16 protein-coding genes are annotated in these 15,095 nt (G+C 64.9%); 5 read left to right on the plus strand and 11 right to left on the minus strand.

From position 1 onward, the window contains the following. Positions 1-3 precede the first annotated feature (3 nt). The 8 genes from paoC to ACZK33_RS12275 all read right to left on the minus strand — a co-directional run bounded on the left by paoC (position 4) and on the right by ACZK33_RS12275 (position 7,400). A complete protein-coding gene (paoC, locus tag ACZK33_RS12240; RefSeq protein WP_423173941.1) occupies positions 4-2,208 on the minus strand; it encodes an aldehyde oxidoreductase molybdenum-binding subunit PaoC in 2,205 nt (734 codons plus the stop codon). Continuing rightward, positions 2,208-3,158, minus strand: a complete 951-nt coding sequence (locus ACZK33_RS12245) for an FAD binding domain-containing protein (RefSeq protein ID WP_423173942.1) — start codon at positions 3,156-3,158, stop codon at positions 2,208-2,210. Before ACZK33_RS12245 ends, paoC begins: the two co-directional genes overlap by 1 nt. After that, complete coding sequence (paoA, locus tag ACZK33_RS12250) at positions 3,155-3,802, minus strand: aldehyde dehydrogenase iron-sulfur subunit PaoA (protein WP_032127303.1); 648 nt, start codon at positions 3,800-3,802, stop codon at positions 3,155-3,157. The genes ACZK33_RS12245 and paoA overlap by 4 nt, the downstream gene beginning before the upstream one ends. Before the next feature lie 367 nt (positions 3,803-4,169). Continuing rightward, entirely contained in the window at positions 4,170-4,502 is a 333-nt protein-coding gene (locus ACZK33_RS12255) for a hypothetical protein (protein WP_032127302.1), read from the minus strand. Between the two features lie 126 nt (positions 4,503-4,628). Beyond that, complete coding sequence (locus ACZK33_RS12260) at positions 4,629-5,144, minus strand: Ohr family peroxiredoxin (protein WP_423173943.1); 516 nt, start codon at positions 5,142-5,144, stop codon at positions 4,629-4,631. Positions 5,145-5,166: 22 nt separating this feature from the next. After that, positions 5,167-5,934, minus strand: coding sequence for an SDR family oxidoreductase (locus ACZK33_RS12265; RefSeq protein ID WP_423173944.1), 768 nt, complete (start codon positions 5,932-5,934; stop codon positions 5,167-5,169). 129 nt (positions 5,935-6,063) lie between these two features. After that, entirely contained in the window at positions 6,064-7,095 is a 1,032-nt protein-coding gene (locus ACZK33_RS12270; RefSeq protein WP_423173945.1) for a LysR family transcriptional regulator, read from the minus strand. Beyond that, entirely contained in the window at positions 7,092-7,400 is a 309-nt protein-coding gene (locus ACZK33_RS12275; RefSeq protein WP_071228235.1) for a sigma factor-like helix-turn-helix DNA-binding protein, read from the minus strand. The genes ACZK33_RS12270 and ACZK33_RS12275 overlap by 4 nt, the downstream gene beginning before the upstream one ends. A gap of 89 nt (positions 7,401-7,489) precedes the next feature. On the opposite strand from ACZK33_RS12275, the gene ACZK33_RS12280 reads away from it, so the two are divergent. The 3 genes from ACZK33_RS12280 to ACZK33_RS12290 all read left to right on the plus strand — a co-directional run bounded on the left by ACZK33_RS12280 (position 7,490) and on the right by ACZK33_RS12290 (position 9,386). Then, positions 7,490-7,969, plus strand: a complete 480-nt coding sequence (locus tag ACZK33_RS12280) for a carboxymuconolactone decarboxylase family protein (protein ID WP_423173946.1) — start codon at positions 7,490-7,492, stop codon at positions 7,967-7,969. Between the two features lie 55 nt (positions 7,970-8,024). Then, positions 8,025-8,429 carry a cupin domain-containing protein gene (locus tag ACZK33_RS12285; protein ID WP_423173947.1) on the plus strand — a complete coding sequence of 135 codons (405 nt, stop codon included), beginning with the start codon at positions 8,025-8,027 and terminating at the stop codon, positions 8,427-8,429. A 75-nt stretch (positions 8,430-8,504) separates the two neighbouring features. Beyond that, on the plus strand, positions 8,505-9,386 hold the full coding sequence (locus tag ACZK33_RS12290) for an RNA polymerase sigma-70 factor (RefSeq protein WP_423173948.1): 882 nt from the start codon (positions 8,505-8,507) through the stop codon (positions 9,384-9,386). Between the two features lie 115 nt (positions 9,387-9,501). Here ACZK33_RS12290 and ACZK33_RS12295 read toward each other — a convergent pair whose 3' ends face one another. The 3 genes from ACZK33_RS12295 to ACZK33_RS12305 form a co-directional block, all read right to left on the minus strand. Further along, positions 9,502-10,422 carry an MBL fold metallo-hydrolase gene (locus ACZK33_RS12295; protein WP_423173949.1) on the minus strand — a complete coding sequence of 307 codons (921 nt, stop codon included), beginning with the start codon at positions 10,420-10,422 and terminating at the stop codon, positions 9,502-9,504. Positions 10,423-10,694: 272 nt separating this feature from the next. Continuing rightward, positions 10,695-11,171 (minus strand): nuclear transport factor 2 family protein, encoded by a 477-nt coding sequence (locus tag ACZK33_RS12300; protein ID WP_049422312.1) that lies wholly within the window; start codon positions 11,169-11,171, stop codon positions 10,695-10,697. A 61-nt stretch (positions 11,172-11,232) separates the two neighbouring features. Next, positions 11,233-11,802, minus strand: a complete 570-nt coding sequence (locus ACZK33_RS12305) for a TetR/AcrR family transcriptional regulator (RefSeq protein ID WP_423174051.1) — start codon at positions 11,800-11,802, stop codon at positions 11,233-11,235. Between the two features lie 169 nt (positions 11,803-11,971). Between ACZK33_RS12305 and ACZK33_RS12310 the strand changes: the two genes are divergently transcribed. Both ACZK33_RS12310 and ACZK33_RS12315 read left to right on the plus strand, forming a co-directional pair. Next, a complete protein-coding gene (locus ACZK33_RS12310; protein ID WP_423173950.1) occupies positions 11,972-12,925 on the plus strand; it encodes an alpha/beta fold hydrolase in 954 nt (317 codons plus the stop codon). A gap of 887 nt (positions 12,926-13,812) precedes the next feature. Continuing rightward, positions 13,813-15,090 carry a S1 family peptidase gene (locus tag ACZK33_RS12315; protein ID WP_478453384.1) on the plus strand — a complete coding sequence of 426 codons (1,278 nt, stop codon included), beginning with the start codon at positions 13,813-13,815 and terminating at the stop codon, positions 15,088-15,090. Positions 15,091-15,095 lie beyond the last annotated feature (5 nt).

Below are 15,095 nucleotides of genomic sequence, written 5' to 3' on the forward strand. Positions count from 1 at the left end.
CGGTCAGCCCACGTCGGGCAAGCCGGGCAACAGCTTGTCCAGGGTGATGGGATAGTTGCGCACGCGCACACCGGTGGCGTTGTAGACCGCATTGGCGATCGCGGCGCCGACCCCACAGATGCCCAGCTCACCCACGCCCTTGGCCTTCATCGGCGAGATCACCGGATCCAGCGTGTCGAGGAAGACCACTTCCTGGTACGGAATGTCGGCGTGCACGGGAACCTCGTAGCCGGCCAGGTCATGGTTGATGAACAAGCCCAGCCGTTTGTCGACCACCAGCTCCTCCATCAGGGTCGCGCCTGCGCCCATCACCATCCCGCCAATGACCTGGCTGCGTGCGGACAGCGGATTGAGGATCCGGCCGCCATCGCATACGGCAAGCATCCTGTGGATGCGCGTCTCTCCCGTGTAGGCATGCACGGCGACCTCGCAAAAATGCGCTGCATAGGTGCCGACGTCGTACCCCTGCTTGAACTTGCCGAAGGCAATGCCGTCCTCTGCCGAAAGCGTGCCTGCTTCGGCCAGGTCGATGGTCCGCCCACCCGCTTGGATGTGGCCATTGGCGAAGTTTGCCGTATCGCCGTCGAACCCGAGCTTCTCGCCCACCTTGCGGCGCAGGCTGACGCACGCCGCGTACACGCCTGCGGTGGAGCTTGCCGCACCCCACTGGCCACCGGAACCGGCGGAGGCGGGATGACGCGAGTCGCCGAGGGTGACCTGGACCCGGTCCAGCGGTACGCCCATGGTCTCGGCCGCCGTCTGCGCGATGATCGTGTAGGAGCCGGTGCCGATGTCGGTCATGTCGGTTTCCACGATCACCCCGCCCTGGCCGTCAAGCCGGACCCGCGCCGCCGACTTCATCGTGGGTGCGCCGCGATAGCCTGCGGACACGCCCATGCCGACCAGCCAGTACCCTTCCCTTACCTGCGCCGGCTTGGCGTTGCGCTTGTTCCAGTTGAAGCGTTCCGCGCCCTCGCGCAGGCAGCGCACCAGGTTGCGGTCGGAGAACTTCTTGGACGGATCGCCCGGCACGACCTCGGGCTCGTTGAGGATGCGGAACGCGATCGGGTCGAGGCCCAGCTTCTCGGCCATTTCGTCCATCGCCACTTCCAGCGCCATGTGGCCCGGTGCTTCGCCCGGCGCGCGCATCGCATTGCCTTCGGGCATGTCGAGCGTGGCGATGTAGTTGGCCACCAGGCGGTTGGCGCCTGCATAGAGCTTGGGCGTCTGCAGGGTGCCGTTCTCGCCGTCCTCGCCGTTGATGTTGCCCGACCAGTTCTCATGGGCGATGGCGGAGATCCTGCCGTCTTTCGCGCAACCGATCCGGACGCGTTGGATGGTCGCGTGCCGGTGCGTGGTGTTGTTGGGCATCAATGGGCGTTGCAGCGCGATCTTCACAGGCCGCCCGACCTGCCTGGCGGCCAGTGCGGCCAGCACTGCATCGGCGCGGATGAACAGCTTGCCGCCGAAGCCGCCGCCGATATAGGGCGAGTCCACGCGCACATTGCCAGCATCGATACCGAGGATCGCGGCCATGCCCTGCCTGGCCCAGTCGATCATCTGGTTCGAGGTCCACAGGGTGAGCGTGTCGCCTTCCCATGCGGCGATGGTGGCGTGCGGCTCCATCATGGAATGACTTTCGTCGGCTGTGTGGTAGGTCTCGTCGAGCTTGACCGCCGCGCTCGCGTAGGCGGTGTCGAAATCGCCGAGCGTCTGCCGGTCGGGCTTGCCGCCGCGCTCCTTGGCCAGCGGCGCGGACGGCGCCAGCGCTGGGAAATCGAAGCGCCCCTTGCCGCGCTCGTAGCGGGTGCGGATCAACGCCGCAGCGGCGCGGGCCTGCTCAAAGGTCTCTGCTACCACGCAGGCAATGGCCTGGTGGTAATGGGCGACCTCTGGCCCGCCGAACAGTGGCGCATTGTTCCAGTTGGATGTGCCGACCGGTTTGGTCTCCGGTGCGGTGATCACCGCCAGTACGCCGGGGGCGGCACGTGCACGGGAGGCATCCATCGAGATGATGCGCCCCTTGCCGATGCCCGCGCCGACGATGTAGCCGTAGACCTGGTTCGGCGCGACGTCATGGCGCTCGTAGGCATACGGGGCGGTGCCGGTGGTCTTGCGCGGGCCATCAATGCGTGGCGTCGACTTGCCGACCACCTTGGCCTTGTCGAACAGGTTGTCGCCGGCGGGGGCGTTGAATTCGAGGGGCATCAGCGCTCTCCTTCGGCCAGAACGGCTGCGAGGGTGCGCTCGGCAAGCGCGATCTTGAACGCGTTCTCCTGCGTTGGACGGGCACCGGCGAACACCTGCCGGGTCGCGGCCTTGACGCTGTCGCGCAGCAGCGGTTCGGCTGCTTCGATGCGCCACGGCTTCGGTGCGACACCGCCGAACGCGAACCGCGCCGAGCCGTCACGCTGCACGACCGCGGCGACCGACACCAGCGCGAACGCATAGGACGCGCGGTCACGCACCTTGTGGTACACGTGCCGGCCGCCCAGCGGTTCCGGCAGCGTGACGTGGGTGATCAGCTCACCGCGCTGCAGCACGTTGTCCTGCTGTGGCGTGTCGCCCGGGGAACGATGGAACTCGGCAATCGGAATGCTGCGCGTGCTGCCATCGCCCTTGACGGTCTGGATCGAGGCGTCCAGCACGCGCAGCGCCACCGCCATATCACCCGGATAGGTCGCGATGCAGCTGTCCGAGGTGCCGATCACGCCCATCTGCCGGGAGAACCCTTCGAGCGCGCCGCAGCCTGATCCGGGCAGGCGCTTGTTGCAGGGCAGATGGGGGTCGTAGAAGTACGGGCAGCGGGTGCGCTGCAGCAGGTTGCCGCCGGTGGTGGCTTTGTTGCGCAGCTGCCCGGACGCGCCTGCCACGATCGCGCGGGTCAGCACACCGTAGTCGCGGCGCACGCGCTCATGCGAGGCCAGCGCGGTATTGGTGACCAGCGTGCCGATGCGCAGGCCGCCGTCGTCTGTAGGTTCGATCCTGTCCAGGCCGATGTCCTGCACATCGACCAGGTGCGCGGGCGTCTCGACCTCCAGCTTCATCAGGTCGAGCAGGTTGGTTCCTCCCGCCAGGAATTTCGCGCCCTCGGTGCCGGCGACGGCCTTGGCGGCCTCGGCAGGAGACTTCGCGCGCTCGTAACTGAAGACCTTCATGAGCGCCCCCTTCCAGAGGCCGCGCCAGCGACCTCTTGCATCGCCTCGGCAATGTTGGAATACGCGCCGCAGCGGCACAAGTTGCCGCTCATGCGTTCGCGCATCTCCATGTTGGTGGCCTGGGGCCGTGCGCTGACATCGGCCTGCGCATGGCTGGGGACGCCGCGCTTGATCTCGTCCAGTACCGCCACCGCCGAACAGATCTGCCCCGGCGTGCAGTACCCGCACTGGTAGCCGTCATGCTTGATGAAGGCGGCCTGCATCGGATGTAGGTCATCAGGGGTTCCGAGGCCTTCGATGGTGGTGATGGCATCGCCCTGATGCTGCACCGCCAGGCTGAGGCACGCATTGATGCGTTCACCGTTGACCAGCACGGTACAGGCGCCGCACTGACCATGGTCGCAGCCTTTCTTGGTGCCGGTCAGTTTCAGATGTTCGCGCAGGGCGTCGAGCAGCGTGGTCCGCGTGTCGAGCTCAAGCTCACGATGCGTGCCGTTGACCGTCAACGCCACCGTGCTGATGACCGGCGGCCTGGGCGGTGGGGACGCCGCCAGTTCGGCGGCGAGCGATGATGCCCCCGGTGCGGCAGACATCGCCATGGTCGTGGCGCCGCCGGCGATCACCTGGCGACGCGTCAACTTCATTCCTTCGTCCCAACTTGGCACAGTGACCTCCTGGCGTTCGGGGAAACCCCGTGGCTGGATGGACGCGCTCAGACTACCGAAGGGGCACTATGCCCGTCTGGGTAGTACAGATCTGTGAAGCCTGTCCATGGCGTGCCGGTATCGCCGGCCGAGCCTGCTGGCCGGTCATCTTCAGCGCCGCCTCTGGCAAACGTGCGCCTGGTGGACAGCGTATTGATGCCCAGGTAAAGCCGCCCAGGCAGGCCCAAAGCGCGCCGTGGGCTGGTCTGCGGAACTGCGCCATGCGGCGCTCGGATACGGTGCTGCGTCGGTGGTCAGCAAACGCTGTGGTCCGGGCGAGCTGCCACGGCCGTGCGTGATGCTGGACTCATTGCCGTGTGGATCGACTGCGGGAAGACGCCAGAAGGATGAGCAGCACATAGCAGGCCAACGCCCCCAGGGCCAGGCCCATGGCCTCGAGTTCCCAGTTCCTGCGGTACGGCGAAGGCCCGATAAAGGCCCAGATCAGCAGGAGCGCCCCAATCACGAGCATGGTCTTGTTGGCTGCTGAGATGAGCTTGGCTGCAGAGGGATACCCTAGATTGGGGTCGAACGGGCCGAGCATCCAGCCGAGGCTCTTGAAGTAGTCACGTGCAAGAAAGAACAGGAAGACAAACACCCCCATGAGCACGCTCGCCAGCAGCTGATAGTGCGGTTCCATGGCAGCCTCTTGAGGGGATCTGGCGTTTCCACGCGTGGACGCGCCGCAGCTTAGCCGGATTTACATGAGGAGTGCATCCGTTGGCCGGAAGCGGACGTCAGGGCAATAGTCGAACATGGCTCGACTTTACAGAGGCGCAGCCTGCGGGCCGACCCGCACATGCACCATATGGCTGATGCCACGATGGAACATCTTGGCGTACGGGCAGACACGTTCGGTGTTGCGCACCAGTTCACAGGCCAGGTTCGCATCCATGCCGGGAAGATGGACCACGATCTCGGCAGACAGCAGGTACAGCCCATCTGCCGGATCACGGGCGAAGGTGACCGCCACTTCGACGCTGGGGTTGTGCAGCAGCAGGCCGGCACGCGCGGCCACCAGTACCATGGCACCGTGGAAGCAACCGGCGTAGCTTGCGGCCAATAGCTGCTCGGGATTGGAGCCGCCGCCAGGCCCTCCGAGTTCCGGCGGCAGGCGCAGGTCCACCGCAAGTGCACCGTCGTCCGATCGCACCACGCCGGACGCGCGCCCGTGCTGGGCCTGGCCACCGCTCACCCGCACGCGGCCGGTGTACAGCGGCTGCACGTCGTCGCCCTGGTAGCGGTCCAGCATGGCGGGCGAAGGTGGCTTCAGCTCGGTCATTGGCAGGCGTTTGCTTCGCCGCTCAGGCAGGCTGCCGCTGCAACAGGCCGGACTGCTGCAGCCAGGCGTCGAAGCCGACCTGCCCCAGCCACGCCTGCCCGACCGGCACCAGCGTATCGATCTGCAGCGGCGCACCGAAGTACAGGGCCTCGGCGTCTGCCACGACCTGCCGCGGGTCGCCGGTCCGCTGCAGATACTGCCTGGCCAGATCTGCCATCGCGGCGCGCTGGGGGCCCGCAATTTCCACAACGTCATTGCGGGGTGGCTGCTGCGCGATACGTGCCACCGCCTCGGCAACATCCTCGGCGGCAATCGGCTGTACGTCGGCGGCCGGCAGGTGCAGGGTCTCCCCGTTGCCGGCGGACTGGATGATGCCTGGCAGGAACTCGAAGAACTGCGTGGAATGGATGATGGTGTGTGGCAGGCCCGAATCGCGGATCAGGCGCTCCTGGGCGATCTTGCCGCGGAAGTAGCCGCTGGCCGCAAGCTTGTCGGTGCCTACGACGGAAAGCGCAACGTGGTGGCGTACGCCGGCACGGGCGGCGGCGGTCAGGATGTTGTGGCCAGCGGTCACGAAGAACGAAAGCACTGCCGCATCTTCGAACGAGGGCGAGTTGGCCAGGTCCACCACCACGTCGACACCGTCCATGGCGGCGTCCAGGCCTTCACCGGTCAGCACATCCACGCCGGTGGAGGGCGCGGCCACTACGATGTCATGCCCGGCGGTGCGCAGGCGCTCGACCACCCTGCTGCCGATGCGGCCGGTACCACCGATGGCGAGGAATTTCATGACGTGTCTCCTGAAATGTAGAAGGGGCGACCGGCTGTGGCCGGGCATGCTGGAATCGTAGACAGCGTGGGTGCGGGGCAGTAGGTCCGCGCTGGGGCCCGCACTGTTGCCCGGCACGCACCAATGCGTTCAGGCCCAGGCGGGCTGTGCGCCTGGCTTCATGGGCGTGGCCTGCTGGCGCGCTTCCCAATGCGAGATCACATCCAGCTCGAGCGCGCGCACCCGCTGCGTGCTGAAGTCGATGAAGGCCCGCACGCGCTTGGGAAGCTGGCGGCGGCTGAGGTAACACAGGTAGTGGCCGCGATCGAGCGGGGCATGCCGATCCAGGCAGGTCACCACCCTGCCCGCCCACAATGCTTCACGCACCTGATAGCTGGGCAGCTGGGCGATGCCCAGCCCGTCGATGACGGCCTGCAGGGCCAGGTCGGCATCGTTGAACACCAGTGCGGCCGGCGGCTGCAGGTGCACATCGGTGCCGTCGACCCGGAATTCCCAGGGCTGCATGCGTCCACCCGGCAGGCGCCGCCCGATGCAGGCATGCGTGGACAGCGCATCCACCGACGACGGTAGACCCTGCGCCCGCACGTACGCTGGTGATGCACACACCACCAGCTGCATCGGCACCAGCTGCTTGGCGATCACCTGGCTGTCTTCCAGCAGGCCGTCGCGGAACGCCACGTCGATGCGGTCACCGGCCAGGTCGGGGGCCTGCTCGTCCAGCAGCAGTTCTACAGAGACCTGCGGGTACTCGGCGCGGAAGGCGGCCAGCAAGGGGGCGATCACCCGCCGGCCGAAGCCGTGGCTGGCACTGATGCGCAGGTGCCCGCGCGGCGGGCCCTCGCGCAGGTCGCGCATTTCCTCCAGCGCCTGCAGGATGCAGTTCACGCCCGGGTTGCAGCCCTCCAGGAACAGCTCGCCTTCGCGGGTCAGCGTGGTCGAGCGCGTGGTGCGCAGAAACAACCGCACGCCCAGCTGGTTTTCCAGCTTCTGCACGCTGCGGCTGACGGCCGAACGGCCAATGCCGAGGCGGTCGGCCGCGCGGGCGAAACTGCCCTCGGCCGCCACTGCAATGAAGGCCAGCACGCCGGCGTAGCTGGTGGAGAAGGATGCATTGAGCGCATCGTGGCCGTCGCTGGCCGGGCTGGGCTGTGCGGTGTTCATGGGCGGCCTGGCTCCAGGCGGGCACGGTGTGCGTGCAGGTGGTTCCGCGCCAGCGCCAGGCGCTGCCTGCACGCGGAAAGGTCGAGCCCCAGCAGGGGCACGATGTCCTCGAACCCGGCGCCCAGCACGTCGTGCAGCAACAGCACCGCACGTGCATCGGGCGGCAATTCACGCAGTGCGGCCAGGAAGGTCTGCCAGACCTGTTCGCTGGCAGGGCGGAATGCGGTGCGCAGGTGCGATGCGGTGTCCATGCCCGGCAGACGGCCGAGCATCGGCCGCTGTGACAGGCCATTGGTGTTTTTCATGCAACAGCATGCGGCCCGGCCCCGGCCTACCGGCAGTGCGGGCGCAGGCCTAGCCTCGCTGTGTCCTTCACTCGCTACAGGAACACGCCATGACCGCACGTCTGGATTACGCCGCGCAATCGCCGGAACTGTTCAAGAAGCTTGGCCCGTACTCGCATGCCGCCCATACCGCCTCGATCGAAGCGGCCATCATCGATCTGGTCAACATCCGTGCATCGCAGCTCAACGGCTGCGGTTTCTGCCTGGACATGCACGTGAAGGAGGCCACCCTGCGCGGCGAGCGCCCGCTGCGCCTGCATCACCTGGCGGCATGGCGTGAATCGACGCTTTTCAGCCCGCGCGAGCGCGCCTGCCTGGCCTGGACCGAGGTGCTGACTCAACTGCCGGCGCAGGGTGTGCCCGACGAGCTGTACGCGCGTGTGCGCGGCCAGCTGTCCGAGCAGGAGATCGTCGACCTGACCCACGCGGTGATGGCGATCAACGCCTGGAACCGCGCCAACGTCGCCTTCCGTACCACGCCCGGCACCCTGGACGCGGCCTTTGGCCTGGACAAGGCCGGCCTGGCCTGATCGTTCCGCCGCTGCCCCATGCAGCGGCCCTCCCCTACCGCACTGGAGACCTGCCATGCGTCGTTCTGTTCTGGCCCTGCTTGCGTTGCTGCCACTGTGCAGCGCTGCCGCCTCCCCGCCCCCTGCTGCGCCCGAGCCCCTGGTGCACGAAGTGATGACCCGCGCCCTGCCGGAGCAGCCCGGCAAGGAAGCGCTGATCCTTACCGTGGAATACCCGCCGGGTGGCGCCGATCCGGTGCATCGCCACGATGCCCATGGCTTCGTCTACGTCCTGGAAGGACGGATCGTGATGGGCGTGGCCGGCGGCAAGCAAGTCACCCTCGGCCCGGGTGAGGCCTTCCATGAAGGCCCGGCCGATCTGCACACTGTAGGTCGTAACGCCAGCGCTACCGAGCCGGCGAAGTTCGTGGTGTTCCTGATCAAGGACATCGGCAAGCCGGCGGTTCTGCCGCCGCACTGATCGCACGTCCGGCGCTGGCACCAACGACAGGTCCCCGGGTGTCACAATCCGGGGACCTGTCCCGTCTACGCTGGCATGGACGATTCCACCGCGCTGTTCTCCCACCTCCGCCCGCGCCTGTTCGGCGTGGCCTACCGCATGCTCGGGTCTTCGCACGAAGCCGAGGACGTGGTGCAGGATGTCTGGCTGCGCTGGCATGGCGCCGACCAGTCACAGATCGAGAATCCCGAAGCTTGGCTGGTGGCCACCACCACCCGTCGCGCCATTGATGGCCTGCGCCTGGCCCGGCATACGCGCGAACACTATGTCGGCATGTGGTTGCCCGAGCCGCTGCTGACCGATGACACCAGCACCCCTGAGTATGTGCTGGAAACCGCCAGTGATCTGTCGGTCGCCTTCCTCAGCGTGCTGGAGCGGTTGGCACCGGATGCGCGTGCGGCCTTCCTGCTGCACGACGTGTTCGATCAGGACTACGCGGTGGTCGCGCGCACCCTGGACAAGACAGAAGCCGCCTGCCGGCAGATCGTGCATCGTGCGCGCCAGCAGCTCAGGCAGGAGCGCCCGCGCTACAACGTCCCGCAGGACGTTCACCAGAAACTGCTGCGCCGTTTCGCCGAGGCCGCATCCAGTGGCGATTTCCGCGCGATGAAGGCACTGATGGCCGAGTCGGCCCAGCTGGTGGGTGACGGCGGTGGCATCGTCACCAGCTTCCCCAAACCGATGGTCGGGGGCGCACGCATTGCCCAGCTGCTGTATGCCCCGCACCTGCGGCGCAGCGCGCAATTGCGGATGGTGCCGGCCATGCTCAACGGACGGCTGGGACTGCTGCGCTATTTCGATGGTGAGCTGGAAGCGGCGATGGCCTTCGAGACCGATGGCGAACGGATCACGCAGATCCTGGTGCAGCGCAACCCGCACAAGCTGCAGCGGCTGGCACTGCCCACCGCCATCCAGTAGATCCGCGCCCCGCGTGGATGGCATCCATTGTCGACCTCGTTCTTGCGGGATTCGACCGGGGCGCCGATGCGCCCCGGTCGTGGAGGTCTGCCTGCGCAACGGCCGCAGGATCCGATCAGAAGTCCCAGAACACCGGCACCCAGCGGAAGGTCTCGCCCTCCAGCGACACCCGGCCCACTGACGGGAACGGAAGATGCGTGGCCACCAGCATTTCACCGGTGCCTGCCAGTTCCTTCAGCAGGGCGATGCGGACGCGCGCGGATTCCTCCGGATCGTGCTCGAAGCCGTTGTGCCAGTTCGGCTGGTCGAAGCCGACCGCGAACACCGCGTCACCGGCGAAGGTCAGGGCCTGCCCGGCAGACGCCACGCGCACCACGCAGTGGCCTGGGGTATGCCCTCCGGTGCGGCGGGCCATCACGCCCGGCGCGATCTGCTGTTCGTCCTGGAAGGTGTGCACATAGCTGCTGTACTCGGCCCAGAAGTGCTTGGCCGTGGCGCGCAGCGCATCGGGAAACCCCTGCGGCATGTTGGTGCGGCTGAAGTCCGGCGACTTCCAGAACTCCACCTCCGCCGCGGCCACGTGGATCTTGAGGTCCGGGCGTAGCTGTTCCTTTACGCCTTCAACCAGCAGCCCGCCGACGTGGTCCATGTGCATGTGGGTGATCACCACGTCGGTGATTTCGCCCAGGTTGATGCCGGCGGCACTGAGGCGGCGGATCAACTGGCCGGCGCGTGGCAGCTGCAGGTCCGGGTCCATGCCCAGGCCGGCATCGATGAGGATGGTGCGATCACCGCTGTGCACCACCATCACGTTCAATGCCCAGTCGAAGGCATCCTGCGGCAGGTACATCTCTTCGAACCATTCGGCACGGTCGGCGGCCGGTACGTTGTGGCCGAGCATCTGGGTGGGCAACGGCAGGACGCCATCGCTGATCACCAGCACTTCGACGTCGCCCACCTTGAGGGCGTAGCGCGAGGGCACCAGCTCATCGAGGGCGGGGGCAATGGGCGCGGCGGTGTTTTCCAGACTGAACATGAGGGATCTCCACGAAGGGGCATTGGGCGGGCAGCGATGCAAGGCTGGCGCGAACGATTCCGGGCGCTTTCCCACGGCGCAGGGCGTGGCGTTGCCAGGGCACGGATGCCTGGCAGGCCAGCGCTGCAGGGTTCATGGGAAGACGGGCCACTGCGCAAGCGGTGGACCCGGAACACGGCATATGCCGTGTGCGATCAGCCTAGGCAGCACACCGTTGCCGCGGTAGGCCCGTGGAGGGGGACGTGATGTTGCATTCCGGGAAGCAATGCGAATCACATACCCAGATCAGACAGCCCCGGGTGATCATCCGGGCGACGCCCCAGTGGCCAGTGGAACTTCCGATCGCTTTCCTTGATCGGCATGTCGTTGATGCACGAAAAGCGGCGCTGCATCAGGCCATCGGCGCCGAATTCCCAGTTCTCGTTTCCATAGGAGCGGAACCAGTTGCCGGAGTCGTCATGCCACTCATAGGCGTAGCGCACGGCAATACGATTGTCGGTGAAGGCCCACAGCTCCTTGATCAGCCGGTACTCAAGCTCCTTGTTCCACTTGCGGGCCAGGAACTGCCGCGCTTCCTCGCGGCCATGGGTGAACTCGGCGCGGTTGCGCCACTCGGTGTCCAGTGAATAGGCCAGCGCGACTTTGTCGGCATCGCGGGAGTTCCAGCCATCCTCGGCAAGGCGCACTTTCTCGATGGCCGATTCACGGGTGAAAGGGGGAAGTGGCGGACGGGGTGCTTCAGTGGACACGGTGGGGCCTCCAATCAAGTGGATGAGCGGGGTGCTTCGACGGGTTTCGATCACTCAGGCGTCAGCGCCTGGACTGCTCCAACAACACCGCTGCAACATCCCTTGCAGTGTCTGCGGCGTCGTAGTCGCCCATTACGCGTGAAACGGTGATGGCGCCTTCCATGAGAACCAGCAGCTGCCGCGCCAGTGCTTCCGGCTGCTTGATATCCAGTTGCGTGGTGAGTTCCAGCGTGTAATCCAGCAGCTTCTGCTTGTGATGTTTGGCGATGTGGCGAATCGGATCGTCGGGATTGCCAACCTCGCCTGCGGTGTTGATGAAGGCACAGCCGCGATAGCCCTCGGACTGGAACCAGCCCTTGAGCACGGTGAACATGCTCAGGATGCGTGCTTCCGGGGTGTCGGCCTTGTTGCACTCCTGCTGGAACCAGGTGAGCCAGCGCACGTCACGCGCATTCAATGCCGCAGCGGCCACCTGGTCCTTGTTTTCAAAGTGCCGGTAGATGCTCTTCCGGGCAACGCCGGAGGTCTTCACCAGCAGGTCCATGCCGGTGGCGTGGACCCCGTTCTGGTAGATCAGCGCCTCGGCCGTGGCCAGGATCTTCTGCTGGGTGTCGGTGGTGATTGTGTTCACGACGCCAAGGTAGAACGATCGTTCTACCCTGTCAACGGGTGGCGCGGCGACCTCTCGCGCGGGCAAGCTCGCGCAGGACGATCTATCAAGAAATTCGTACATGTCATCATCCAGGCGCCTGATTTCGGTCGCAAAGTACGTCTCACCACCCACCCATGAGACGCCTCGCATGAACACCTTTGCCCGTACCCTGGCCGTTGCCGCCCTCGCCCTCTCGGTTCAGGCCGGCTTGTCCGCGCAGGCCGCCGAACCGGCCAAGCCGGCAGCAGTCACCAGCATCGCGCGCACCTCCAGCTACATCACCACCACCGATGGCGTGCAGCTCTACTACAAGGACTGGGGCCCGAAGGACGGCCGGGTCGTTACCTTCAGCCACGGCTGGCCGTTGAACTCGGACAGCTGGGAATCGCAGATGATCTTCCTGGCCAACCACGGCTACCGCGTCATCGCCCATGACCGTCGTGGCCACGGCCGTTCCAGCCAGCCTTGGGATGGCAACGACATGGATCACTACGCCGATGACCTGGCCACGGTGATCAACACGCTCGACCTGCATGACGTCACCCTGGTGGGCTTCTCCACGGGCGGCGGCGAAGTGGCGCGCTACATCGGCCGCCATGGCACCGGCCGGGTGAAGAAGGCGGTGCTGATCAGCTCGGTGCCGCCGTTGATGCTGAAGACCGCCGATAACCCCAATGGCCTGCCGATGGAAGTGTTCGATGGCATCCGCAAGGCGCAGATGGACAACCGCGCGCAGCTGTACAAGGACATCCCGTCCGGCCCGTTCTACGGCTTCAATCGCCCGGGCGCGAAGGTGTCGCAGGGCCTGATCGATGCATGGTGGGCGCAGGGCATGCAGGGTGGCCACAAGAACACCTACGATTCGATCGCCGCATTCTCGGCCACCGACTTCCGAGCCGACCTGAAGAAGTTCGATGTACCGACGCTGGTGATCCACGGTGATGACGATCAGATCGTGCCGATCGACATCTCCGGCCGCCAGTCGGCGAAGCTGATCAAGGGCGCCAGGCTGATTGTTTACCCGGGCGCGCCGCATGGCCTGACCGACACCCACAAGGACAAGGTCAACCAGGATCTGCTGAACTTCCTGCAGGAGAAGTGAGTAACCGGGGCTCCGGCATCGCGCCGGAGCCCGTCTCACATCAGAGTGTTTCTGCCCCGTCGCGTGTCCGTTCCCGGTCAGAGTCGCCCCCGTGCGGATTCGGACGATGCAGAATTTCATCCGGGCCCGGCTGCAAGGGCGTGGAAATGGCCATGCCAGAACCTCGGTACCTGGCAGTAATCCTCTACCCCTCGTTCGCAAAAATAGCTCGGCTTTACAGGGAGCGAGCGGGTAATCTGAAAACACGCGTTCGTGAAGGTGGTCACGGTTAAGTCCAGGGAAAGTCGATACCTTCAATTTCGCTGTAACGTAATTGTTGAAGATGCGAGTGGATTCCGGGCGGGCCAACAATCAGCTGTGACATGGAGGTGGGGATGTGCACGGTATCTTGCAGGTCTTCAGCAAAGCCTGCGGCTCTCCTTTATTTGATGATTGCCTCCTGCATCGCCGCGATCATGCCGGTTGGCGCCAAAGAGGACCGATCACTTGTGCTGGTCAGACTCTCATCTGAGCAGGGGACGGTCCTTGCAACCGGGCTACTGAGAGGGATGCTGAGGCCAATCAATGGCTGTGTCTACTTCGTGGATCCAGGCGGCACGGCATATCTTGCAGCATGGCCTCACGATTACTCGCTGGCCATGAAGCGGGGCGCTCCCGTAGGCGTGCAGGATGAACGATCGGGGGAAATAATGGAATTCGGAATCGCCGCATCATTCGGAGGGGGGCATGGCGGTGAATCGCTCCGTTCGAGTCTTGCTGCGTCCATTCCGGCTGCCTGTACGGGCCCACTCATGACGATTCATTTGATGCGCCAGGCAAAGGAGCAGCCTTGATGAATTTGCGCATAAAAATATCCAGACACGCCTTGGCATTATACGTTTGGTGGCTTGTACGTTGAGCACGAGCCAGAATTCAAGATCGTAGTGCTGTTCACGAAGAAGCCGACAGAGACCTTGGCAAAGTACACGCAGGATCCTGTTTTTGCCGGCCGCACTTCCGCTCAATCGCTCGAGATGCTCCTGGCGACCCAGGCCGAGGCAGAGGCCCAGCTTCTCGCAAAGAAGGTTGGGTTCGAGTCGGGCGTTGATATCAAGCGGTCCATTGTGACCTTTTACGTGAAGGACGAAGCGGCCGCTAGACGCGCACTCCGGCCATTGCTGGGCGCTTTCGATTTCATGGCGATCAAGCAAGTGAAAGGCTTTACTGTCACTACCGCAATCTCCGGCGGCCATAAGTTGACCGGTACTGCCTTCAGTTGCACTACTGGCTTCAACGTCTTCGACGCAGATCGTGAGCTTGGCGTCCTCACGGCCGGTCACTGTGACAATACGCTGACCTATCAGGGCATTGCCGCGCCTCTCGTTTTTCAGAGCGAGCAGAACGTAGGCGACTACGATGTCCAGTGGCATAAAGAGCCGCCCAGGGGCCCGCGCCACGCGCAGACAAATGAAATCTCTCTGATCAATGGTCCGTCGCAGACGCTCGAAATAACCAGCACGCTCCCCTCCAGTTCGACGCATGTGGGGGATGTGATCTGCAAGAGTGGAATTCACGGCCATTACGCTTGCGGGACCATTGAGGATATGAATTCAAGGTCCAATCATAATGGGGCCATAGGCAGGTACATTCGTGCACGCAACCTTTCTCCAGGTCCTCTCAGCGTCGAAGGTGACAGCGGTGGGCCGGTCTTTTCGAACAATGCGGCCGTCGGCGTCATTCACGGCCGGGGCGGTGAAGACACGGGATTTGAGAACGACCTGTTCTACATGCCCATCGAGCGGGTTTCAGCACTTGGCGTTACCGTATTGACGGAGGCCTTTGAAGTTACCGGCATCGCAGATCGCACAGAAAATTATTTCAGGCCATTTTCCGTTCCGGTTGCGTACAAGGGAGTTCCGAAGTTCCCTATAGAGTTGACGCTGGAGCACCCGGTGTGCCCGAGCGGGCCCTGCGAACCCGCCACGGAAACGTTGCCGGACAAGATGCCGTCCCCGCTCAACTACACATGGGCCTGCTTCTACCCCATCGTGCTCTACCCGCCTCCCGTCATTCCCCCTCCCCCGTTGACCTGGAGGGAGCGGATTACCTTGAAGGACGCGTCTGGAATCACCGCCGAGCCCGTTGAGTACAACCTGCACTGCAGTGGATGCCCTGATTGTCCATAGCCCGC

This window comes from Stenotrophomonas sp. 86156_Sma, from assembly GCF_056481625.1.